Source organism: Serratia sp. LACPHL-BACT-2024-00286 (assembly GCF_043109535.1).
Taxonomy (GTDB): domain Bacteria; phylum Pseudomonadota; class Gammaproteobacteria; order Enterobacterales; family Enterobacteriaceae; genus Serratia; species Serratia sarumanii.
In genome coordinates this window covers 699,476-721,712 of the sequence record NZ_JBICNA010000001.1, presented here as the reverse complement: position 1 = coordinate 721,712, position 22,237 = coordinate 699,476, and the positions used below count along the sequence as shown (strand labels likewise).

The 22,237-nt window shown below is 59.3% G+C and carries 19 protein-coding genes; 5 read left to right on the top strand and 14 right to left on the bottom strand.

From position 1 onward, the window contains the following. Window positions 1–8: 8 nt before the first annotated feature. From ACF8MC_RS03465 to ACF8MC_RS03455, 3 genes are read right to left on the bottom strand one after another with little or no spacing between them, the layout of a single operon-like run. Window positions 9–1,307 carry a cytochrome c gene (locus ACF8MC_RS03465; RefSeq protein WP_164104967.1) on the bottom strand — a complete coding sequence of 433 codons (1,299 nt, stop codon included), beginning with the start codon at window positions 1,305–1,307 and terminating at the stop codon, window positions 9–11. Between the two features lie 27 nt (window positions 1,308–1,334). After that, window positions 1,335–3,593, bottom strand: coding sequence for a molybdopterin cofactor-binding domain-containing protein (locus ACF8MC_RS03460; protein ID WP_164104968.1), 2,259 nt, complete (start codon window positions 3,591–3,593; stop codon window positions 1,335–1,337). After that, window positions 3,590–4,063: a (2Fe-2S)-binding protein gene (locus ACF8MC_RS03455; protein WP_047567386.1), complete on the bottom strand. Its 474-nt coding sequence runs from the start codon at window positions 4,061–4,063 to the stop codon at window positions 3,590–3,592. Before ACF8MC_RS03455 ends, ACF8MC_RS03460 begins: the two co-directional genes overlap by 4 nt. A 486-nt stretch (window positions 4,064–4,549) precedes the next feature. On the opposite strand from ACF8MC_RS03455, the gene ACF8MC_RS03450 reads away from it, so the two are divergent. Together ACF8MC_RS03450 and ACF8MC_RS03445 are read left to right on the top strand one after the other, a co-directional pair. After that, the gene (locus tag ACF8MC_RS03450; RefSeq protein ID WP_033648369.1) at window positions 4,550–5,284 is read left to right on the top strand and encodes a MurR/RpiR family transcriptional regulator; all 735 of its coding nucleotides are present in this window, start codon (window positions 4,550–4,552) and stop codon (window positions 5,282–5,284) included. A 130-nt stretch (window positions 5,285–5,414) separates the two neighbouring features. Continuing rightward, window positions 5,415–6,851, top strand: coding sequence for a 6-phospho-beta-glucosidase (locus ACF8MC_RS03445; RefSeq protein WP_164104969.1), 1,437 nt, complete (start codon window positions 5,415–5,417; stop codon window positions 6,849–6,851). Window positions 6,852–6,921: 70 nt separating this feature from the next. On the opposite strand, the gene ACF8MC_RS03440 is transcribed toward ACF8MC_RS03445, so the two are convergent. The 3 genes from ACF8MC_RS03440 to ACF8MC_RS03430 form a co-directional block, all read right to left on the bottom strand. Beyond that, window positions 6,922–8,100, bottom strand: a complete 1,179-nt coding sequence (locus ACF8MC_RS03440; protein ID WP_164104970.1) for a 4-hydroxybenzoate 3-monooxygenase — start codon at window positions 8,098–8,100, stop codon at window positions 6,922–6,924. 4 nt (window positions 8,101–8,104) lie between these two features. Beyond that, complete coding sequence (locus ACF8MC_RS03435; RefSeq protein ID WP_047567383.1) at window positions 8,105–9,460, bottom strand: MFS transporter; 1,356 nt, start codon at window positions 9,458–9,460, stop codon at window positions 8,105–8,107. 385 nt (window positions 9,461–9,845) lie between these two features. Next, window positions 9,846–11,189 (bottom strand): D-serine ammonia-lyase, encoded by a 1,344-nt coding sequence (locus ACF8MC_RS03430; RefSeq protein WP_164104971.1) that lies wholly within the window; start codon window positions 11,187–11,189, stop codon window positions 9,846–9,848. 81 nt (window positions 11,190–11,270) lie between these two features. Here ACF8MC_RS03430 and ACF8MC_RS03425 point away from each other — a divergent pair, with 81 nt between their 5' ends. Then, window positions 11,271–11,453 (top strand): hypothetical protein, encoded by a 183-nt coding sequence (locus tag ACF8MC_RS03425; RefSeq protein ID WP_154609294.1) that lies wholly within the window; start codon window positions 11,271–11,273, stop codon window positions 11,451–11,453. On the opposite strand, the gene ACF8MC_RS03420 is transcribed toward ACF8MC_RS03425, so the two are convergent. The 8 genes from ACF8MC_RS03420 to ACF8MC_RS03385 form a co-directional block, all read right to left on the bottom strand. Then, entirely contained in the window at window positions 11,450–11,923 is a 474-nt protein-coding gene (locus ACF8MC_RS03420; RefSeq protein ID WP_033634598.1) for a VOC family protein, read from the bottom strand. The genes ACF8MC_RS03425 and ACF8MC_RS03420 overlap by 4 nt on opposite strands. Window positions 11,924–11,934: 11 nt before the next feature. Further along, complete coding sequence (locus ACF8MC_RS03415) at window positions 11,935–12,285, bottom strand: DUF1428 domain-containing protein (RefSeq protein WP_033634599.1); 351 nt, start codon at window positions 12,283–12,285, stop codon at window positions 11,935–11,937. A gap of 104 nt (window positions 12,286–12,389) precedes the next feature. Continuing rightward, a complete protein-coding gene (locus ACF8MC_RS03410; RefSeq protein ID WP_033648375.1) occupies window positions 12,390–13,832 on the bottom strand; it encodes a diguanylate cyclase in 1,443 nt (480 codons plus the stop codon). 433 nt (window positions 13,833–14,265) lie between these two features. Continuing rightward, window positions 14,266–15,585 carry an FAD-binding oxidoreductase gene (locus tag ACF8MC_RS03405; RefSeq protein ID WP_089187239.1) on the bottom strand — a complete coding sequence of 440 codons (1,320 nt, stop codon included), beginning with the start codon at window positions 15,583–15,585 and terminating at the stop codon, window positions 14,266–14,268. Window positions 15,586–15,834: 249 nt separating this feature from the next. Continuing rightward, window positions 15,835–16,524: a GntR family transcriptional regulator gene (locus tag ACF8MC_RS03400; protein ID WP_033648377.1), complete on the bottom strand. Its 690-nt coding sequence runs from the start codon at window positions 16,522–16,524 to the stop codon at window positions 15,835–15,837. A 96-nt stretch (window positions 16,525–16,620) separates the two neighbouring features. Beyond that, entirely contained in the window at window positions 16,621–16,926 is a 306-nt protein-coding gene (locus ACF8MC_RS03395; RefSeq protein ID WP_049196879.1) for a hypothetical protein, read from the bottom strand. Continuing rightward, on the bottom strand, window positions 16,904–18,406 hold the full coding sequence (locus ACF8MC_RS03390; protein ID WP_164104972.1) for an aldehyde dehydrogenase: 1,503 nt from the start codon (window positions 18,404–18,406) through the stop codon (window positions 16,904–16,906). Before ACF8MC_RS03390 ends, ACF8MC_RS03395 begins: the two co-directional genes overlap by 23 nt. Before the next feature lie 9 nt (window positions 18,407–18,415). Beyond that, window positions 18,416–19,318: a dihydrodipicolinate synthase family protein gene (locus tag ACF8MC_RS03385; RefSeq protein ID WP_197687226.1), complete on the bottom strand. Its 903-nt coding sequence runs from the start codon at window positions 19,316–19,318 to the stop codon at window positions 18,416–18,418. Between the two features lie 384 nt (window positions 19,319–19,702). Between ACF8MC_RS03385 and yddG the strand changes: the two genes are divergently transcribed. Both yddG and ACF8MC_RS03375 read left to right on the top strand, forming a co-directional pair. Next, on the top strand, window positions 19,703–20,620 hold the full coding sequence (gene yddG / locus ACF8MC_RS03380; protein ID WP_074025903.1) for an aromatic amino acid DMT transporter YddG: 918 nt from the start codon (window positions 19,703–19,705) through the stop codon (window positions 20,618–20,620). Window positions 20,621–20,836: 216 nt separating this feature from the next. Then, window positions 20,837–22,222 carry an MFS transporter gene (locus tag ACF8MC_RS03375; protein WP_039566025.1) on the top strand — a complete coding sequence of 462 codons (1,386 nt, stop codon included), beginning with the start codon at window positions 20,837–20,839 and terminating at the stop codon, window positions 22,220–22,222. Window positions 22,223–22,237: the final 15 nt, after the last annotated feature.

The following is a 22,237-nucleotide window of genomic DNA, read 5'->3' as shown; positions in this document are numbered from 1 at the left end:
CCCGACGGCTATTTCTGCGCGGTTTCGGCGCGCAAACGGCTGACCTGCGCGGTCAGATCGGGCCACGGTGCCTGACCGGCGTAGTGCTGCCGCAGATAGTTGAGCAGGATGGCGATCTGCGCGTCATCCAGGTTATGGCGGAAGCCCGGCATATAGCCCAGTTCGGCGTTCGCCGGCCGCTGTATGCCATCCAGCACCACGCGAATGGCGTTGTCCGGCGCCTCGGCGAACAGGTTGGTGTTCAGCGCCAGAGAAGGCCGCACCCCCGCCATCTGCGCGCCCTTTTCCTGCGCATGACAAGCCATGCAGGCGCCGGAAAACAGCCGCGCGCCTTGCGAGCTCAGGGGCTCCACCTGCCGCTCCGCCTTAGCGTTCAACGTGGCCGCCGTCGCGCCCGCCGCCGTTTCAGGATGATAGCTGCGCAGATAGACGGCGATCGCCTGCAGATCCGCCTGCGGCAAGCGGGACAACCCTTCTTCGATCACCGGCGCCATCGGGCCGGCGGCCACGCCGTGGTTGGCCGAGTAGCCGGTACGCATGAAATCGACCAGATCCTGCTGCGTCCAATCGAGCGGCGCGGGCGAGCGGCCGGTCAACGCCGGCGCCGTCCAGCCTTCCGCCACGCCGCCGGCCAGGTGGTCGCTACCGGTTTTCTCGCCGAACAACACGTTGCGCGGCGAGTGGCAGGCGCTGCAGTGCCCCAGCCCTTCGGCCAGATAAGCGCCGCGGTTCCATGCGGCGCTTTGGGCCGGGTTTTCCTGCATCGCGCCCGGCGTCAGGAACAGCAGGTTCCAGGCGAAGATGCCCTGGCGGATATTGAACGGAAAGTGCAGATCGGTGGCCGGCGGCCGATAGTTGACCGGCGGTTGCGACATCAGGTAGGCGTACAGCGCCTGCAGATCGTCGTCACTCGTGCGGGTAAAGGCGGTATAGGGAAACGCCGGATAAAGGTAGCGGCCCTGGCGATCGACGCCGTGGCGCATGGCGCGTTCAAACGCCGCGTAGCTCCAGCTGCCGATGCCGGTTTCCACGTCCGGCGTGATGTTGGTGCTGTAAATGGTGCCGAAGGGGATCGCCATCGCCAGCCCGCCGGCGTTGCGCTCGCCGCCTGAGCGGGTGTGGCACACCGCGCAATCGCCGAGATCGGCCAGCGTTTTGCCGCGCGCGATCTGCGCCTCGCTAAAACTGTTCGTCGCATCGGCGGCGAGCGGCGCGATTTCCGGTTGCCAACTGGCGACAACGCCGGCCACCACCACGGCGAGCACCGTAACCCCGCCCCACCCGGCGATCTTTTTCATCTTACTCATCTTTGCTGTCCTTGTTCGTGACGGGGATTAATGGCCGGCCTGGGCGCGCAGCGCGGCAAGCACCCGCGCCGGCGTAAACGGCACCTCGCGCAGGCGCACGCCGAGCGCGTCAAACAGCGCGTTGCCGATCGCCGCCGCGCTCGGCACCGAGGCGGATTCTCCGGCGCCCATCGGCGCTTCCTCCGGGCGATCGATCAGCTGGATATCGATCTGCGGCAACTCGTCGAAACGCAGGATCGGATAGCCGCCCCAGTCCAATGACGTCACCCCCGTCTTGTTGAAGGTCACGAACTCTTTCAGCACCCGGCTGGCGGACTGGATAACGTTGCCGTGCACCTGATGGCGCACCCCGGCCGGGTTGATCATGCGGCCGCAGTCATGCGCCACGAAGATTTTATCGAGCGTGATCTGCCCGGAGCGGCGGTTGACGCTGAGATCGCACACCCAGGCCGCCCAGGCGGCGCCGAAGCCGGGGAATTTGCTGTGAAAATAGCGCGCATAGGCGAAGCCGCGGCCGCTCACCACTTCGGCGCCGGCGGCGCGCGAGCGGTGCGCCGGGCCGTCTTGCCAGTTCGCCTGCCGTTTCAGGGCTTCAATCAAGGCCACCGCGCGCGGATCGTTCAGATAGCGCAAACGAAACGCGATCGGATCCTCGCCGGCGCGCCAGGCCAGCTCGTCGATCCAGGACTCATGGGCGAACACGTTGGGCAGCGCCGAAACGCCGCGCATCCACGAAGCCCGCACGATCGGCGCGGCGTCCTGGCAGATCACCCGCATGTGCGGATACTCGTATTGCGGAATGGCGGTGCGATCGCCCATCTGCTGCACGTCGGCCCGGTTGGCCACTTTGCCGGTCAACACCAGCGGCAAGGTCACGGCATTGTTGGAGGGGTAGCTGGTTTTCAATTCGTAGGCCGCCACCCGGTTTTGCGCGTCGAGGCCGCCGCGCACCCGAATCAGCTGGCCGGTGCCCTTCGGCTCCCAGCCGGATTCCTGTTCGCGCATCAGCTGCACGCGCACCGGCCGGCCGGTGGCCCGCGCCAGCAGCGCCGCGTCCGCCGAAACGTCGTCGGCGCAGTTGCGGCCATAGCAGCCGGAGGCCTCCATGCGGGTGATGTGCACCTGCCCAGGCGGCAGCTCGAGCAGCCTGGCGATGTCTTTGCGCAGATCGTGCGGGTTTTGCGTGCCGGACCACACCTGCGCCCGCCCGTCTTTGACTTCCGCCACCGCGCAGGAAGGGCCGATCGAGGCGTGCTGATGGTAAGGCCAGACATAGTCGGCCTGCACTTCGGTATGCAGCAATGCCAGCGCGGCGTCAGTGCCCGCGTCGTCGCGCAGCACGCGGTCGGTTTTCGGATTGGCCTCCAGCGCGGCGGGCAGCGCTTCCGGCGACAGATCCGGCAACCCGGCCCAGGGTTTCCATTCGGTTTTCAGTTGGCGCATGGCGGCGATCGCCTGCTCCTCGCGCTCGGCCACGATGCCGATGAAATCGTTGATCACCACCAGTTTCACGATGCCCGGCAGGTTCGCGATCGAGCTTTCATCCACCGACAGCAGGCCGCCGCCCAACGGCGCGCTGCTGTCGGCGCCTACGTATGGCGGGCGCACCACGCGGCCATGCAGCATGCCGGGCAAGCGCAGGTCGTGGACGTAGGTCAGCCCACCGCTGACCTTGGCCGGAATATCGACCCGGGGCACGGCGCGGCCCACATAGTGGTTCTGCCGTTCGCTGTTCAACTGCACGTTTTTATCCAGCATCACGTGCAGATTTTGTCCACTCGCCAGCTGCGCATAGCTCAGCGATCGCCCTGGGTTCCTGGTCACAAATACCTGCCCCGCCGCCGCCGTCAGCTGTTCGGCCGGCAGTTCGAAGGCTTTGGCCGCCAGCGCCGTCAGCAGGTGCCGCACCTGCGCCGCCGCCTGCCGCAGCGGCACTGAGGTCACCTGAAGGGTGGCGCTGGCGATGGTCGGCCCCTGATCCGGCGTGCGTTGCGTATCGCCAAGGATCATCGTGACGTGATCAAACGGCACGCAAATTTCATCGGCGACGATCTGCGCCAGCGCGGTGCGAATGCCGGTGCCCAGATCGACGTGGCCGTTGAACGCCGTCACCCGGCCGTCGGCGCTGAGGCTGATAAAGCTGTCCACCCGATCCAGCGGCAGATCGGCGGGCGATGCAACCGACTCGGCGGCGAAGGCGCTCAATGGCGCAGGCAGCAGGCTGCTGACCATCACCACACCGCCGGCCTGCAGCAGCTGGCGGCGGGTCAGTTCGAGGCGGCTCATGCTTGCCTCCGCGCGGCCAGCAGATCGCGGGCGCGCTCGGCGGCGTGCAAGATCTCGATATGCGTGCCGCAGCGGCACAGGTTGTAGGCCAATTCTTTCTTGATGGTTTGTTCGTCGGCCTGCGGCTCCCGTTCGAACAGCGCGACCAGCGTCATGATCATGCCGTTGGCGCAGTAACCGCACTGCGCCGCCTGCTCATCAATAAACCCTTGCTGTACCGGATGCGGCGCTTCCGCGCTGCCCAGGCCTTCCAGCGTGGTGACGGATTTGTTTCCTACGGCAGACAGCGGCATTGAGCAGGAGCGTGCGGCGACGCCGTCGATCAGCACCGTGCAGGCGCCACACTCCCCCAGGCCGCAGCCGTATTTGGGGCCGTTCAATTGCAGATCGTTGCGTAAAACGTACAGCAGCGGGGTCTCGGGCGAGATATCGCCGAGTGGAACCACCCGGCCGTTAACATTGATTTCCATGGTGAAACTATCCCTTAAACAAACGGATTTAATCCGTAACATCACTGCGACGAATAATTGCGCAGCGTGCTAATAATTATCATCAAAAGACTTGATAATGTTAAGGGAATGTAGTCGCCATGGCTTTAACGAAAAGTGGGTATTTTCTATAAATTTCCTATAGATAAGCTCGGTTTTATGATTGCGCGCCGCGATTATTGGCGTTCGTCAACGCGGCCTCGGCGCCATAACTTTGCCGATCTTTCACTTTAGAAAGCAGAAACCGGCATTTTGCCGCCGGGATCCGCTGACTTATGCTAACCCGGTGTGATGAAACGCGTTTTCATGGCATGTCTTCCGGAACGTTTTGCTTTATTTGTTCGTCGTGAACCCTGGGCCGCGCCTGACTGGTGCGGCTTTTCTTTTTGCCCGGCAGTGCCAGCGGCGGTGAATTTTGCTATGTTAAGCCGCAGATAAGCTTCCCGTTTTCAGCCGCCGGACCGACTCATGTTTACCCATAAAGCAATCGCCGAGCTCAACGCCCTGGAGCTGATGGTTTATAACTACGTCAGCAAACACAAGAATCAAGTGATGTACATGACCATCCGCGAGCTGGCCGAGGCCGCCGGCGTGTCCACCACCACCGTGCTGCGGTTTTGCAAGAAAATGGGCTGTGACGGCTATTCGGAATTTCGCATCCGTTTCAAGCTGTATCTCGAACAGAGCGATGCGCCGCCGGTCGATTCCGGCATCGGCGAAATCCTCAGCTTTTTTAAAAGCGTCAGCAACGATGAGTTTAATCAGCTGATCGATCAGGCGGTGCAGCATATCGCCGCCGCCGAGCGAATTATTTTCGTCGGCATCAGCACCTCAGGCGCATTGGGGAAATATGGCGCGCGTTTTTTTTCCAACGTCGGGAAATTCAGCACTCATATCGACGACCCTTATTATCCCGTCAACAGCGACATGTATAAAAACGCGGTGGCGATCGTGCTGTCGGTTACCGGCGAAACCGAAGAGATCCTGCGGCTGGCCAGCCAGTTCAGCCTGCACCACTGCAAGATCATCAGCATTACCAACAACGAAACCTCTTCGCTGGCGCGGCTGGCGGACTTCAACCTCTCCTACCACGTTCCGCAGCATTTGATCGGCGGGCATCACAATATCACCACGCAGATCCCCGTGCTTTACATTATTGAAACCATAGGTAAACGGCTTGGGCATATTAATTCGGCCAAATAAAACAGGCTGTTTTTTTATTGTGACAAATCACTTTCCACGGTGATTTGTTATATCGTGACATTTCTTTCGCTCTTGCTACTCTATTCTCAACGCAGCGTTATTACCCTTCATTAAATAAACCGATGAGACATTGACGATGAAACAGTTGCCGAAGGATTTTCTGTGGGGGGGCGCGGTCGCCGCGCACCAGGTTGAAGGCGGTTGGGATCGGGGCGGCAAAGGGCCCAGCATCGCCGACGTGCTGTCCGGCGGCTCGCACGGCGTGGATCGCGTGATGACCGACGGCGTGCTCGACGGCTATCGCTACCCCAACCACGAAGCGGTGGATTTCTACGGCCGCTATAAGCAGGACGTGGCGCTGTTCGCCGAGATGGGCTTCAAATGCTTCCGCACCTCCATCGCCTGGACGCGCATCTTCCCGAACGGCGACGAAGCGGCGCCGAACGAAGCCGGCCTGCAGTTTTACGACGACCTGTTCGACGAACTGCTGAAATACGGCATCCAGCCGGTGATCACCCTGTCGCACTTCGAAATGCCTTACCATCTGGTGAAGGCCTACGGCGGCTGGAAAAATCGCCGGGTGGTGGAATTCTTCGTGCGCTTCAGCGAGGTGGTGATGCGCCGCTACCGCAAAAAAGTGAAGTACTGGATGACCTTCAACGAGATCAACAACCAGAGCAACTACCGCTATCCGCTGTTCGGCTACTGCTGCTCCGGCGTGGACTACACCCGGGAAGACAACCCGGAACAGGCGCTGTATCAGGTGCTGCACCACCAGTTCGTCGCCAGCGCGCAGGTGGTCAAACTCGGCCATCAGATCAACCCGGAATTCAAGATCGGCTGCATGCTGGCCTGCGTGCCGTTCTACCCATACTCCTGCAAGCCGGACGACGTGATGTACGCCGTCGAGGCGATGCACCAACGCTATCTGTATACCGACGTGCAGATGCGCGGCTACTACCCAAGCTACCTGCTGCGCGATTGGGAACGCAAAGGGCTGAAGATCGAGATGCAGCCGCAGGACGCGCAGATCCTGCGCGAGGGCTGCACCGACTACATCGGTTTCAGTTATTACATGAGCAACGCCCTGCAGGCTAACGCGGTGGACGGCAGCGACGGCATGTTCGGCTTCCCGGGCAACGTGCCGAACCCGCACGTCAAGGCCTCCGACTGGGGCTGGCAGATCGATCCGGTCGGGCTACGCTATTCGCTGAACGTGCTGTATGAGCGCTATCAGAAACCGCTGTTTATCGTGGAGAACGGCTTCGGCGCCTTCGACAAGGTGGAAGCGGACGGTCAGATCAACGATGACTACCGCATCGACTATCTGCGCGCCCATATCGAAGAGATGAAAAAAGCGGTGATTGAAGACGGCGTAGACCTGATCGGCTACACGCCGTGGGGCTGCATCGACTGCGTGTCGTTCACCACCGGCGAGTACAGCAAACGCTACGGCTTCATCTACGTCGACAAACACGACGACGGCACCGGCACGCTCGAACGTTCGCGCAAGAAGAGCTTCGACTGGTATCGCCGGGTGATCGCCAGCAACGGCGAACAGCTGTAACCGCACGCAGGCAATCAGGTGGCTCTGCTCGCCGCACGCCGCCCATGCCTCACGGCATGGGCGTTTTCGCTCATAGTGCCGGGAATGGCGCCCCGACATAATTCTCCGCCAGCATCGTCATGGCGCTGCGCGATTTCACCGTGTACTGCAATTCTGACAGTTGCAGCCGATGCTCGAAAGGCGTGTCGTCCCGACGGGTATGCAGCATGTGGGTCATCCACCAGGAAAAATGCTCTGCGCGCCAGACCCGCTGCAAAGCGGTGTCGCTGTACTCGTCCAGCCGTTGCCAGTCGCCTCGCCGGTAAAACGTCTCCAGCGCCTGGGACAACAGGCAGACATCGGCCATCGCCAGATTCAGCCCTTTGGCACCGGTCGGCGGCACGATATGCGCCGCGTCGCCCGCCAGCAGCAGGCGTCTGTAGCGCATCGGTTCTGTAACGAAGCTGCGCATGCCGACCACGTTTTTCTGGAAGATACGGCCCTTTTTCAGCGCCCAGCCTTCATGGTTTTCCAGCCGCTGTTCCAGTTCGTGCCAGATGCGATCGTCCGACCATTGATCGACCTGTTCCGCCGGATCGCACTGAAAATACATGCGCTGTACGCCGGCCGAACGGGTGCTGATCAGCGCAAAGCCGCGCAGATGGCTGGCGTAGATCAGCTCGTCGCTGGAGGGCGGCGCTTCGACCAGAATGCCGAACCAGCCGAACGGATAGATGCGGGTGTAATCCTGCCGCAGCCCGCCGGGCATCGCCGCGCGGCTGATGCCGTGGAATCCGTCGCATCCGATGACGAAGTCGCAGCGGAGCCGGCGCGGCTGGTCTGCGTGACGGTAGTGAACCTCGGGCTGCGCGCTGTCCAGCGCCTTCAATTCAACCTGCTCCACCTCGAAAAACAGTTGCCCCTGCGCCGCCACACGCGCGGCGATCAGGTCTTTCAAGACTTCGTGCTGGGCATAAACGGTGACGGCGCGGTCGGTCAATCCCGCCAGATCGATGCGGTGCTGACGGCCACCGAATGCCAGCCGGATCCCCTGATGCCGCGCCCCTTCCCGCCGCATCCGCTCTCCCAATCCGACCTGGTTGAGCAGATCGACCGTCCCTTGTTCGAGCACCCCGGCGCGAATGGTCGATTCCACCGCCGCCCGGCTGCGCGTTTCCAACACCACCGATTCCACGCCATGCAGATGCAGCAGATGAGACAACATCAAGCCGGCCGGTCCGGCGCCGATTATCGCAACCTGTGTGCGCATAGTATTATTCCCTCACAGCATTTTTATTGAGCGGCGCCGGCAGCGCCGGGTAGCCGGAAAGGTGCTTGGCGATCAACGCCAGCGCCGCGATCAGCGCCGGGATGGCCAGCAGTGTGAATATGGTGCTGAACGACAGCTGCATCTGCATCAGCGCACCACCGCTCATCGCCCCCAGAATGCCGCCAAAACGCCCAAGACCGAGCATCCATGCCACGCCGGTCGCCCGGCTCTGGGTGGGATAAAATCCGGCCGCCAGGGCCGGCATGGATGACTGCGCGCCGTTCATGCAGGTGCCGGCGATGAAGACCGTGATCGCCATCAGCGGCGGGTAGGCATAGACAAAGCCGATCATGCCGACGAACAGGCCGGTGAGCAAATAGCCGACGGCCACCACCTTGTGCGGGTTCATGCGATCCATCAACCAACCGATAATCAATACGCCGAGCCCCCCGCCGAGCGGAAACAGCGCGGTGATCAGCGACGCCTGCGTGACGGAAGCGCCGGTTTCACGGATCAACAGGGGCAGCCAACTGGTCAGCAGATAGAAAATCATCAACCCCATAAAGTAAGTCAGGCACAGCATCAAGGTGCCCAGCAGATAGCGACGGGAAAAAATCATCCCCAGCGGCGAGGCCGCCTTTATCTGCCCCTCTTCCTGCAACATGAAATGCGGCGTCTTTGGGAGTGGCGCAATGCGCTTCAACACTTTGGCGATGCGTTCTGCGGCATAGCCGCGCGCAACCATAAAGCGCGCGGATTCGGGCAAGGCGGCGATCAAGACCAGCGCCAGCAGCAGCGGCATGACGCCACCCAGCACCATCACGCTCTGCCAGCCGAAATGCGGGATCAGCCAGGCGGAAGAAAAGCCGCCCAGCGATGAGCCGAGAGGAAAACCGCAAAACATCAGATTCACCATCAGAGCCCGGCAGCGCTGAGGCGCATATTCCGACATCAGCGTGGCGGCATTGGGCATGGCCGCCCCCAATCCCAGCCCGGTCAGGAAACGCAACAGCGTCAGCGTCGACAGCGAGCCGGCGAAGGCGGTCAGCAAACTGAAGCCGCCGAACAGCAGCAGCGAGATCACCAGCACTTTCTTGCGCCCGATACGATCCGCCAACGGCCCAGCGGCCAACGCGCCCACCGCCAGGCCGACCAAAGCAGCGCTCATCACCGGCCCCAGAGAGGTTTTTTCTATTCCCCACTCCTGCACCAGCGACGTGGCAATGAAACCGATAATGGCGGTATCGAAGCCGTCCAGCGCTACCGCCAAGAAACACAAAACCAGTATCAACCACTGGTAGCGAGAAAATGGCTGGTCATCGATAAACCCTCGGATTTCTACGTTGTTATCGTGTGGCATGGCTTGCTCCTCAGGGGGTGCGGCAACCCTCACCGCACAGAACAACCGGCTGCGTACCGGCAAGAGGGTTAATTTGTGCGATTATCGGAACATAGTTCGTTAATCGACAATTAAATCAAACCACCCCACGGCGAATGCTTCAATATTGTTAAAACAATAAGCGTGCGATAAACGAACATCAGAGGACGGTAAATAAAATAATTTTATTTACTATTAATGGGATGGGGTTGTTTTTTCCGTTACCACAGAATGAGGGTTTGTGATTCAATTAACATTTTAGAAACATTGGCGCTACCCTGTTTGGCGCTGACCATCGGCCTGAAGGCACAGACGCTTTTCGAACGGCGCTCGCCCTCTAAAAAGGGAGCGAGCGCAAGAAACGCCCTTATTGACTCAGAGACGCCTGCCCGGCGGCGAGGTACTTCGCCATTTCCGCCGGCGGCACCATGCCGCCACCGGTCGCCCACACCAGGTGCGTCGCCTGCGCCAGGCTCTCTGTGCTCACGCCTTGCTCGCTGAGCTGCCGCGCCTGGGCCGCAACGCGCCACGGCCCGGCCATGCCAGCCAGCGCGGACGGCTCCAGCTGGATATGCTCGTGCTTGTCCAACAGCCCGAGCAGCGCAAACATCTCTTCGTCGCTCAGGGTGTAAAATGCGCTCAGCAGGCGCTCCATCGCCCGCCCGACAAAGCCGGAGGCGCGTCCCACCGCCAGCCCGTCCGCCGCGGTGCGGTTATCGATGCCAAGATCCTGCACCGCAATGCCGTCGTGCAGCCCGCTGTAAACGCCGAGCAACATGCAGGGCGAATGGGTCGGCTCGGCGAAAACGCAGTGAACATGGTCGCCGAAGGCCAGCTTGAGGCCAAATGCCACGCCGCCCGGCCCACCGCCGACGCCGCACGGCAGATACACGAACAGCGGATGCTGTGCGTCCACCACGATGCCCTGTTGGTCAAACTGCCGCTTCAGGCGGCCGCCGGCCACCGCGTAGCCGAGAAACAGGGTTTGCGAGTTTTCATCATCGATAAAGAAACAGCGCGGATCGCTCGCCGCCTGCTTGCGCCCCTGCTCGACCGCCACGCCGTAATCTTCGGCGTACTCCACCACCGTGACGCCGTTGTCACGCAGCTTTTGCTTCTTCCACGCCCGCGCATCCGCCGACATGTGGACGCTGACGTCAAACCCCAGTCGGGCGCTGATGATGCCGATAGAGAGCCCCAGGTTGCCGGTCGAACCGACTGCGATGCGGTACTGGCGGAAGAACTGGCGAAACTCGTCGGAAAACAGCCGGGCGTAGTCGTCGCCAATCTGCAGCAGCCCCGCCTCCAGCGCCAGCGTCTCCGCGTGCGTCAGCACCTCGTAGATGCCGCCGCGCGCCTTGATTGAGCCGGAGATCGGCAGATGGCTGTCCTTTTTCAGCAGCAGCTTCCCGCCAAGCCGCAGCCCATAGCGCAGGTCCAACGCCTGCTGCATGGCGGGGATCGCCACCAGCTCGGATTCGATGCTCCCCTTTGTCGGCCGGGTTTCCGGGAAGGCCACGGCGAGATAAGGCGCAAAGCGCGCCAGGCGCTGCTCCGCGGCGGCGACGTCGGCGGCGGTCAGGCCGACATGGGGCAAGCCTGCGGCCAGCGTTGTCGCGCGCGGATTGAACCAGGTGATAGGCTCGAGGGCGACCATTCGTTGCAACAGCGGATGCTGCGCAACCCACGGTTGAATCTGTGATTTTTGCATAAGTGTCCCTGACTGATTTGGCGTTGCCGTCACCATGCCGCGAACGCCGGCGGCTGACAAATGATAAATACTGAGCTTGAGATGCAACAGATTGATGCAAGCGCGGCGCTACCCGGCCGCGACGCCAAACCAGATCAGAATACCCGCCACGCCCGGCAAAATCGGCGCACCGCCGGTTTTCGCGGCGGTGCCGCCGGGAATGCCGAAGGAAACCAGCGCCGATGCGTTAAGTGCTGCGCTCTCGATGCATCTTTTATCCGCTAACCCCGCGCCGCCGCTTCCAGGCCGGCGATGTCGATTTTGCCCATCAGCAGCATCGCTTCCGTGACCCGCCGCACGCGGGCGGCGTCAGGATCGTTCATCAGTTCGGTCAGGCGCCGCGGCACGATCTGCCAGCACAACCCCCAGCGATCGCGCAGCCAGCCGCACTGCTCCGCCTCGCCGCCCACGCACAACGCGTCCCACAGCCGGTCGACCTCCGCCTGATCGTCGCATTCCACCATCACGGAGAAGCTGTGGTTGAACGGATCCAACGGCCCGGCTTCGATCGCCGCATAGCGCTGGTCGCCCAGGGTGAAGGAAGCCAGCTTCACGCTGCCGGCCGGGCCGCTCGGCGTATCCGCCGGCAGATCGGAAAACCAGTTCACGGACGAACCGGGGATCAGCGCGACATAGCAATTCAGCGCCGCCTCCATGTCTTTTTCAAACCACAGATGTTGCGTAATTCTGGCCATCTGCGCCTCCTTCAGGTATCGAGGATCGGCGCGAACCCGCCAAAGATCATGCGCTTGCCGTCAAACGGCATCTCGCCCAGCGCCTTCATGCGCGGATCGTTCATCATTTTCTCGTTGGCGGCGTCGCGCACCGCCTTGGAGGGGTACTCTATCCAGCTGAACACCACCACTTCGCCTTCCTGCGCCTTCACCGCGCCGCGAAAGTCGGTAAGTTTGCCGTCGGGCACATCATCGCCCCAGCACTCCACGACGCGCGTGGCGCCAAACTCTTTAAACAGCGGCGCCGCTGCGGCCGCCAACCGGTGATATGCCTCCTTATTGGCGGCCGGCACCGCCACCACAAACCCGTCTACGTATTTCATTCTGATATCCTCTTGTCTGATTAAGGACAGTCGGTTCAGCGCGGGCAAAGTAGTCCGCGCCCCCTACCAGTTTAGACGGCGGGCGTGCGGCACGGATCGGAAGTTCAGCGGTCAGGATCGTTCGGCGGGCAAGATTCCGGCGTGGCGACCCGGTTACGGCCGGCGTTTTTCGCTTTGTATACCGCCAGATCCGCCAGTTTGAGCAGGTCGGCCAGGCTGTGGCCGGAACCGCCCGGGCAGGTTACCATGCCGATGCTGACGGTGATCTGCAGCGGATGGCCGGCCGGCATGGTGATCGATTCCGCCTCAATGCGTTGCCGCAGCCGTTCGGCCAGCTGCACCCCCTGCTGCGGCTGGCCGAGCGTCGAGACGATGGCGAACTCTTCCCCGCCCATGCGGCCGAACAGATCATCGACGCTCAGATCGGCGGCAATCGCACGGGTAAACGCCATCAGCGCCTGATCGCCACCGGCGTGGCCGAAACGGTCATTGATCGATTTGAAGTAATCGATGTCGAGCATCATGACGCACACCAGCTCGCCTTTCTGGTCTATCACTCGCTCGCCGCGCTGCATAAACGCATTGCGCGTCAGCACGTGGGTCAACGCATCGTGACTCGCCACGTGCTCCAGCGTGCGCAACAGCGCGTTGCGCGCATAGTTCATGCTGGCGACGGCAATCGGCCCCAGCGCCAGCAGCGCGATGCCCAAACGCATCGATACCGTGTTCTGCAGCACCTTCATGTCGAGCGTGGTGCTCAGCAACCCGAAATCGATCGCCAGATGGCACCACAGCACATAAACCAGCACCGCGATCATGGTGCTGAACAGCGAAAAGGACATCGCCAGCCACAGGAGCACCGGCATGGGAAAGATCACCGCGCCGGGGCCGCCGATCAGCACGCTGCAGACCGCCGCCAGCGCCAGCAGCGCCAACACCGCCATTTTCCGCCCCGCCTGCGGCCATTGGCTGCGCTGCGTCAACATGGCGCAGGCCACGCGCAGGCGATAGCGCCAATCAGCGGGAAACACCAGAATGAACGGCATCAGCGTGACGTAGTTGGTGAATTCGGACGAGAACCACAGCGCCAGCGAGGTTAAATAGGGCCTGCCGAACAGCCACTGCGAGACTCCCGCGCCCACCACACCGGTCGCGGCGGCGGCGGCCAGGCAAATACCGAACAGGTACATGCTGGAGGCGCCGCGCTGCAGCATGCGCGCCGGCGGCGACAGCCGCATGAACAGCAGATACCCCACCACCACGCCGGTCAGATTGGCGGCGTTCAGCAGCAACGCCTTTTGCAGCGAGCTGCCGGTCAGCAAATCCGCCGCCAGATACCCCAGCACCGCCATGCCCCAGCCGGCGCGCGTAGCCCACTGCGGGCAGCGCACCAGAACCGCCAGCAGAACGGCGTTTACCGGCCAGAATACCGCCAAAAATCCGACGGGACGGCTGACGATGCCCAGCAGGCAAGCCGCGAACACCAACAAAAAGACGGTGAGTGCGGGCCAGATTTTCCGGGTATCGGACAACGAGGTGGTTTGCATCTTGGATCCAGAGACTTCTGCTGTGTAAGGTGACAATCTGTTCGTGTCACAACCGTCGACGATGAGGAGAAGATAAGCGGCCGACCCGCCTATTATTGCCAGTTTTAGCGGCCCGAGCACCTGTTTATTCATCAAGGGAAAATATATTTGTGTATCAATGTATTGACGGCAGTTGCTCGTCTGGCGCAGAAACTGCTGAAGCAGCCACGCCCAAGCCGGCCTGACACCGGCAAAAACCGCCGTCTTGTTCCTAAAAAGTAAAATAAGATTGGGTGATGTGCGGAGATTTTTTCCCCCCACGTCAAAGCGCCTTGCGGTACATCACAAAACCGGGGCGCTCCGCCATCTGGTCATACAGCAGCATGGCGGTCTGGTTGGTTTCGTGGGCATTCCAGTAAACGCGCGGCAACGATGGTGGTTCGGGTGAAAAAGACTAAACTTCTGAACCTGCTCTATATTGTCCCCATTTCAGTACCGAATTAACGCCGATGGAGAGGAACGGCTCCGGCGGGGTTTTATTCGGGCCCGGTGACGCCACAAGGAAGTCGATCAACTCATTGCGCTCACCGGCAATCATATCCGCCAGCAGTTTGCCGGTAGCCGTGCCGCGCGTGATGCCCAACCCGTTGCAGCACAGCGCGCCGTACACGTTGGGTGCCAGCTGGCCGAAGAAACCCTCATGATTCTCCGACAGACAAATAGCCCCACTCCAGGAATAGGCGAAATCAACCTGGTCAAGCGTCGGAAAACGGCGCTCAAAGGATTTACGGTGGTTAGCGATAAAGTTCTTCAGATGGTGCTCGCGCGGACGACCATCAGGGTGGAAGCTGAAGCTGTTGCGTACCAGTATGCGGTTATCTACCGTCCGGCGTACGGTGCTGCCAAACGGATGCGCGGGGATAACGCCCCAGACCGGTTTGCCGCCCAGCCGGGTCTGCTCATCGGCGGTCAGCGGACGGGTCAGGCTACCGTACAGGAAGGTCGGCAGCAGGCGTCCGCGCAGGAAGCCAAAGTGCGACGCAAATGCGTTGTTCGCCAGAATCAACTTATCTGCCGTGATGCTGCCTTTGTCATGCACCAGCGTCACTTTGTCGCCATAATTAATAGCCGTGATCGGCGTATACTCGTAAAGCGTCACGTTCGATGGCAGATTGTTCGCCAGCCCTTTCACCAGCGCCGACGGTTGCAGCAGGATGGTGCCGGGAATATAAAGCGCCTGTTTGTAGTAACGGGTGCCGATGTGGTCAGGTAGATCCTCGCCCGTTATCATCTGCGTTTCGCGGCCAATCTTCTCTAGCCCGCGGCGGTAGGCCTCAAGAATCGCCACGCCCTGCTCGCCCACGGCAGCTTGATATTTCCCGGATTCTGACATCTGACACTCAATTCCGTGCTCCTGCACAATAGCACGCAGATAGTTCTGCCCCAGCGTATTGAGCTGCAGGATAAGCCTGGCGGTTTTGACATCGCCGATGTAGTCCTTGGCGCCGATATCGTGCGGCACATCAATGGCAAAACCCGCATTGCGCCCGGCGGGGCCATAGCCCACTTCCTGCGCTTCAATCAGTACAATTTCATCGTCAGGAAAGTGGATCGCCATCTGGCGGGCGGCTGCCAGCCCGGTTAACCCGGCCCCCACAATGGCCCAGCGAGCGTGTTTTTGCCCCACGTGAGCAGGCCGTGGGGGGCGAGATGGGCTGGTGTGATACCACCCTGGCAGGGCGTCATCAGCAGGGAGAGAAGTGATCTTTTGCACGCTGTTTACTCCGGTTCGCTGTTATTTTTCTTTTGCGCTTAGCAGGTCAGTAAGCGCGGTATGAACTCATGTTATCCATGTCGAAAAAATGAATACGTGATGAATATCCCATGTATACAACAAGTATAAAAATAGTTAAATCCAGGTTAATTTAGACGTAGAAAAACCCCGAGCGAGTAACGCTCAGGGCGTGTTACGATTTGAAAGTAGCCCCCAAGCGAATGCCTGGGAGCACGCCATCAGGTGGGGTTATTCAGGTGACTGGATGCGCTCATCGGCCTTGAGTCCCTGCGGCGCAATAAAGATCTCCATGTTTTCCCGGGAGAGTTCCCAGTGTTCGAACACCAGATCCACTACCGCCTGCTCATCGTGCGCTTCCAGTGCGACGATAAACGCATCGTGATGATCGGCAGCCAGTTGTAAACGCCGCTCCATGTCATCATTACGTGGACGGAAAAAGGTGTGACCGATACGACAATGATCGATCAGCAAGCGTCCGAGGCTCGGTTGCAAATAGGGGTTAGCCGCCATTTCCCCCATGATCTCGTGAAAGCGGTTGTTCTCCAGAGCCAACGCTTCGACATCATGGCTCTGAACCGCTTTGCGAAAGCGCTTTTGAGTTTCTTTTAGCGCCTTCAACTGCGCGGGTTTGTAGTGCTGAGCTGCAAGGCGCCCGGTGGCCGCATAGATCATCGGTGCCACCAGGAAAAAGTTGCGCAGCGTGGCATGGCTCATGGGAATCACGCGTACGCCACGCTTTTCAACGATCTCGAGATACCCTTCACCTGCCAGGCGCTGAAACACTTCGCGCACCGGTGTCCGTGACAGGCCGTACTGAGCGGTCAGACTGGCTTCATCCAGCAGCTCATCCGGGTCGAGTTCCATCGTTAAGATAAGCCGCTTGAGATCCTCGTACAGCGCTGTCTTACCCGTTCTCATTACCGCCTCCTGAAAATCGCCCCATGATGCTTAACTATGATGCTGCTTAACCTACAGATAAAGGTCAGCTACGGCAAAATTTATCCGCAACGGCGATCACGTTCTGTGCATTTTACTGGCTGTCCGGTAAATCAGCATCAGAACCGGTTCCGGGTCCCGATCGGGCGAATGACGCAGGATCTCCCCACGCAGCCATACAATTTCACTGTCGGCGCACTGATGGAAAGATCCCATCTCCCGAGCATTCTTTAGCCATTTAATAATAAAGGCATTTTTTTGCCGGTTGGAGGTAATGCGTCCCAGCTTCTTCGACAGCCCCACCGCCACCAGAAGACAGAAATAGAAATGGATTCTGTCTTCCAGGCCACGAAGCACGGCTTCAGGCGTCGTCTTCAGCAACATCAACCCAGATGGTCTTCAGCTCGGTGTACTGGTCAAGCGCAAACACTGATTTATCGCGACCGCCAAAACCGGACTGCCTGTAGCCGCCAAACGGCGTGGTTGCGTCCCCCTCTCCGAAGCAGTTCACGGTCACTGTTCCGGCGCGAATAGCGCGAGAAACGCGGATGGCGCGATTAAGCTTGCCGGTATAAACCGACGCCGCCAGGCCGTATGGGGTGTCGTTGGCCAGCGCGATGGCCTCGCCTTCGGTTTTAAACGTGGTGACGCACAGCACCGGGCCGAAAATCTCCTCCCGGAACAGCGCGCTTTCCGGCGTCACGCCATCGATGAGGGTCGGCTGCACGTAAGCCCCCTGCTTCGTGTTACCTCCGTGCAGAATAGGTAACCCTTCCTGGCGCGCGATATCAAGATAGCGGCTCACCTTACTAAAGTGCTCAGGAGAGATCATCGCACCCAGCCGATTGCGCGGATCGAACGGGTTACCCATCGTCCAGTTACCGATTTGCTTCGCCATCTCCGCCAACAGCGCCTCCTTCACATCTTCCTGCACCAGCAGGCGCGAGGTCGCGGAGCAATTCTCGCCCATGTTCCAGAACGCACCGTTAAGCACATGTCCGGCAACCGCAGCGATATCGTCGGCATCGTTAAACACCAGCGCCGGGTTTTTGCCGCCGCACTCCAGCACGACCTTTTTGAGATTGGATTCCGCCGCATAGTGCAGGAAGCGACGTCCGGTGGCGGTGGAGCCGGTAAAGCTCACCATATCAATATCCGGATGCAAACCAATCGGCTCGCCGACTTCTTTTCCGGTACCGGTCACAATATTCAATACCCCCGCAGGAACGCCCGCTTCAAACGCCAGTTCAGCCACGCGCAGCGACGTCAGAGACGTTTGTTCAGCCGGTTTCACCACCACCGAACACCCTGCCGCCAACGCCGGGCCAATTTTCCAGGCGAGCATCAGCAGCGGGAAATTCCACGGCAGAACACAGCCCACCACGCCAATCGGTTCACGCACTATCAACGCCATCGCATTATTGCCTACCGGCGCCGTGTGGTCGTAAAGCTTGTCGATGGCTTCCGCATGCCACTTCAGCACATGGATAGTCTCAGGTACGTCCACCGCCAGACACTCGCTGACCGGCTTACCGCTGTCGAGGCTTTCCAGCACAGCCAGCGATGCGAGCTGCTGTTCCATCAGCGCCGCCAGTTTTAGCAGCACCGCCTTGCGTTCGCCCGGAGCCAATTTGCTCCAGCTTCCGGCCTCAAAGGCTGTGCGAGCCGTGCTCACCGCCGCGTTAACGTCGGATTCATCGCAGGCAGCAAGATTTACGATGGCTTCACCGGTCGCCGGGTTGTACGTCGTCAAGGTTTTACCGGAACGCGCCGGGGCGAAACGGCCATTGATAAACGCCTTGTCCGGAAGCGTAAGTTCATGCGCCAAGCGCGTTACATCGTTGAGTGTCTGAAGCTGTTTCATTTCGCCCCCTTACGCCGCCGTGGCCGCAGCCACGTTGCGTTTCACCCCGGCAATCACCGCTTTCAGCTGTGCTTTCTCTTCTTCGTCCAGACTTTGCAGCGGCGCACGCACCGGACCCGAGGTCAGACCGTTCAATTCGCAGCCATAGCGGATGGACTGCACAAACTTTCCGCCGTCGAGGAAGTTCATCAGCGGCATCATGGCGGCCATAATTTTGCGGCCTTTCGCGAAGTCCTTTTCCACTACGCAAGCCTCATACAGCGCCACATGTTCACGCGGAATAAAGTTAGAACCGGCGCACACCCAGCTGCGTGCTCCCCAAGCAAAGAACTCCAGCGCCTGATCGTCCCAGCCGCAGGAGAGCGCAATGTTCGGAAATTTACAGGCCAGCAGATGCAGGTTATTGAAATCGCCCGAGCTTTCTTTAATGGCGACCACGTTGGACGAGCGGCTTACCTCGCGGAAGTAGGTTTCACCCATGGTGATCCCCATACGGCCTGGGTAGTTGTAGAGCATGATCGGCAGCTGCGCGGCTTTATCCACTGTTAGCGCGTGATGGGCATTTTCCTGCTCTGTAGGCAGCGCGTACGGCGGCGAGGTCACCAGAATAGCGTCGGCTTTAATCTCGCGGGCATGCTTCGCGTAGTCCACCGCATCTTCGGTACGGATTGCCCCGGTTCCAACAATCAGCGGCAGACGGTTGCCAATGACTTGACGCGCATGCTCGGCCAGCGCCTTACGCTCTTCGGCGCTCTGGGCATAGTATTCGCCGGTTGAACCGCCAATGATGATGCCGTGAACTCGAGCTTCAATCAGGGATTCCAGCACATCCGCAAAGCGGGCGAAATCAATACTGCCATCGGCCGCGTAAGGGGTAATTGCCGGGGTGTAGATACCTTCAAATGTCAACACGATAACCTCCAGGGGGGGATTCACGACCGCGATGGTCTGTTCAGCAGCTCGAGGCTGCGTTTGTTAAGAATTTGCACACAGATGTGAAAGGGGTCAATGAATGAATATTTTTTGTATACATTGAAAATACAACATAAATACCAATGAGTAGTAAAATCCTACACCGATGTTATTTTTAATCATTAATAATCAATAAATTAAAAGTTAAATTTTGATGTAGTAATTTTATACATGATTTCAGATAACGATCACATTCCGGAATTTTGGCCTCCTGAGACATATTTACAGCACCAATACGGAGGCATAGCTTTAAGGCATGATTTAACCAGAATTTAACATCAAGCCGGTTCGGTTGTGATGGAAATGTAAATAGAGGTACAGGGTATGCCCCAGAAAAAAGCGACGCTCATCGGACTGATAGCCATCCTGCTGTGGAGCGCAATCGTTGGGTTGATTAAAAGCGTGAGCGAAGGTTTTGGCCCGGTGGGCGGTGCGGCGCTGATCTATACCTGTAGCGCAGTCCTGCTGTTATTCACCGTTGGCTTCCCGAAATTGCGGCTGTTTCCACCGAGCTATCTGATCCTCGGCAGCATCCTGTTTGTCTGTTATGAACTCTGTCTGTCGCTGTCGCTGGGCTTCACCCATTCCGGCCGTCAGGCCATTGAGGTCGGGATGGTGAACTATCTCTGGCCGAGTATGACCATATTACTGTCGGTTATCGTGAACCGACAAAAGACCAACCCGCTGATTATTCCGGGCGTCATTTTAGCCGTCGCCGGAATTTGCCGGGTATTAGGAGGCGAACAGGGTTTCTCTTTCACTGAGATGACCCATAACGTAATGGAAAATCCGTTCAGTTATGGCCTGGCATTTAGTGGCGCCATTATTTGGGCAATATATTGCGTGGTCACCAAAATCATCGCCAATGGCAATAACGGCATTACCCTGTTCTTTATTTTGACCGCACTGACGTTATGGGGGAAATACCTCACTTCCCCGCAACCAGAATTTATTCTCTCCTGGCATACATGGATAAGTTTATTGCTGGCCGCCATCGCCATGGGGTTTGGTTATGCCGCCTGGAACGTCGGCATTCTACACGGCAATGTGACAGTGCTGGCGGCCGCTTCGTACTTTATCCCGATTATCTCGGCGGTACTGGCTGCGGTTATGTTGAAGTCACACCTGAACATCGCGTTCTGGCAAGGCACTGCCATGGTGAGCCTGGGCTCGCTGCTCTGCTGGTGGTCTACCCGCAGTTCTGCGCCGAAAGCCTTACCTGTAATAAAAGAAAGTAAGTAAGGCCCTAATAATAAAAAACATCTTACCCGACCATCCTGCACCGGAGGAGTATTTATAATGAACGACCAAAATTAACAGAAAAAATATTCATTACGTTCGATTTAACAATATTACCTGACCTACATTTAAACCGCGATCGTCGGATTAGCGGCAATGGCTTCGTGTACCCGTTGCAGGCCGTTAATCCGACGACATCGGGGAAAGACAGGAGTTACCATGTCAAATACCATTTCTGTAGAAGACGTTCCCCTTAACCGCTTTCACCGGTTGCTGACCGTGCGTTCGGGAGGTGGATCCTTTGTCGATGGCTACGTGCTCAGTATTATCGGCATCGCCATGATGAAAGTCTCACCTGCACTAGGTCTGAGCGCATTCTGGGAAGGATTGATTGCCGCCTCGGCGCTGATCGGTATCTTCTTCGGTGGTTTTATCGGCGGTGCGCTGACTGACCGTCTTGGCCGCCGCGTACTCTATTTCGTTGGGCCGACGCTGTTTGTCGTCTGCTCTCTGGCGCAATACTGGGTGCAAAGCGGTGAAGTGCTGTTTGCGCTGCGCTTTATGAATGGCGTTGCCGTCGGGATTGAATACCCGGTCGCGACCGCTTTCCTGGTGGAGTTTCTGCCGAAGAAAAACCGCGGCCCCTGCCTCGCGACGCTGACCATCCTCTGGTTCGCAGGCGCAGCCGTGGCGTACCTGGCCGGCGAAGCCATTCTTAATTTTGGTGGACCTGACGCCTGGCGCCTGACGCTGGCGAGTACGGCCGTCATTGGCGCTCTGCTGTTCATCGTGCGTCTGGGCACCCCGGAATCCCCGCGCTGGCTGTTAAGTAAAGGCCGCCATGCCGAGGCAGAAGCGATCATCCGCCGCGTTTACGGCCCTGAGTTTGGTCTGGATAACTTACCGGTACAGGCTGAAAGCAAAAACCTTTCTTTTGCCAACCTGCTCCATTCCGGTTACGGCAAGCGCATGGCGTTTGTGGCGATTTTCTGGACCTGCTCCGTCATTCCGGTATTTGCCGTCTATGCCTTTGCCCCTAAGGTGCTGGATGCGCTGCACCTCAGGGGCAACTGGGCATCCTATGGATCCGTTGCCATTACCCTGCTGTTCGTGGTGGGCTGCGTCATCGCGACTCGCCTGATTAATGTCCTGGGACGCCGTAAGCTGCTGCTGCACAGTTTCCTGTGGTCAGGCCTTGCGCTGTTGCTGCTAGGCTTTCTGCGTGATGGTCCGTCTGCGGTGATCCTGCTGATGTTCGGTCTGTACGCGCTGTTCATCGGAGGGGCGCAGGTGCTGCAGTTGGTCTATCCCAATGAGATCTTCCCGACTGAAATTCGCGCCGGTGCCGTAGGCGTAGGGACGTCGCTGTCGCGCATCGGCGCGGCGGTGGGCACCTGGCTGGTGCCGCTTTCGTTGCAGAATATTGGGATTGGTCCGACGATGTATATCGCTGCAGCGATCACCTTCTTTGGTCTGATAGTGTCGTGGTTTATGGCACCGGAAACCAATGCACGCAGTCTGGAAGACGCCTCCTCATTAGAGGAGGAACCTCCGCGTAACAAGGTTTCAATGCAGGGGGTCATGCCGAAACGACACTCTCTTTGATTCACCGGGGCTGCA

What these genes read in the sequence shown, in the direction of transcription:
- ACF8MC_RS03465 (WP_164104967.1), bottom strand. Translation starts at nt 1,307, where the DNA reads ATGAGTAAGATGAAAAAGATCGCCGGGTGGGGCGGGGTTACGGTGCTC.
- ACF8MC_RS03460 (WP_164104968.1), bottom strand. Translation starts at nt 3,593, where the DNA reads ATGAGCCGCCTCGAACTGACCCGCCGCCAGCTGCTGCAGGCCGGCGGT.
- ACF8MC_RS03455 (WP_047567386.1), bottom strand. Translation starts at nt 4,063, where the DNA reads ATGGAAATCAATGTTAACGGCCGGGTGGTTCCACTCGGCGATATCTCG.
- ACF8MC_RS03450 (WP_033648369.1), top strand. Translation starts at nt 4,550, where the DNA reads ATGTTTACCCATAAAGCAATCGCCGAGCTCAACGCCCTGGAGCTGATG.
- ACF8MC_RS03440 (WP_164104970.1), bottom strand. Translation starts at nt 8,100, where the DNA reads ATGCGCACACAGGTTGCGATAATCGGCGCCGGACCGGCCGGCTTGATG.
- ACF8MC_RS03435 (WP_047567383.1), bottom strand. Translation starts at nt 9,460, where the DNA reads ATGCCACACGATAACAACGTAGAAATCCGAGGGTTTATCGATGACCAG.
- ACF8MC_RS03430 (WP_164104971.1), bottom strand. Translation starts at nt 11,189, where the DNA reads ATGCAAAAATCACAGATTCAACCGTGGGTTGCGCAGCATCCGCTGTTG.
- ACF8MC_RS03425 (WP_154609294.1), top strand. Translation starts at nt 11,271, where the DNA reads ATGCAACAGATTGATGCAAGCGCGGCGCTACCCGGCCGCGACGCCAAA.
- ACF8MC_RS03420 (WP_033634598.1), bottom strand. Translation starts at nt 11,923, where the DNA reads ATGGCCAGAATTACGCAACATCTGTGGTTTGAAAAAGACATGGAGGCG.
- ACF8MC_RS03415 (WP_033634599.1), bottom strand. Translation starts at nt 12,285, where the DNA reads ATGAAATACGTAGACGGGTTTGTGGTGGCGGTGCCGGCCGCCAATAAG.
- ACF8MC_RS03410 (WP_033648375.1), bottom strand. Translation starts at nt 13,832, where the DNA reads ATGCAAACCACCTCGTTGTCCGATACCCGGAAAATCTGGCCCGCACTC.
- ACF8MC_RS03400 (WP_033648377.1), bottom strand. Translation starts at nt 16,524, where the DNA reads ATGAGAACGGGTAAGACAGCGCTGTACGAGGATCTCAAGCGGCTTATC.
- ACF8MC_RS03395 (WP_049196879.1), bottom strand. Translation starts at nt 16,926, where the DNA reads ATGTTGCTGAAGACGACGCCTGAAGCCGTGCTTCGTGGCCTGGAAGAC.
- ACF8MC_RS03390 (WP_164104972.1), bottom strand. Translation starts at nt 18,406, where the DNA reads ATGAAACAGCTTCAGACACTCAACGATGTAACGCGCTTGGCGCATGAA.
- yddG (WP_074025903.1), top strand. Translation starts at nt 19,703, where the DNA reads ATGCCCCAGAAAAAAGCGACGCTCATCGGACTGATAGCCATCCTGCTG.
- ACF8MC_RS03375 (WP_039566025.1), top strand. Translation starts at nt 20,837, where the DNA reads ATGTCAAATACCATTTCTGTAGAAGACGTTCCCCTTAACCGCTTTCAC.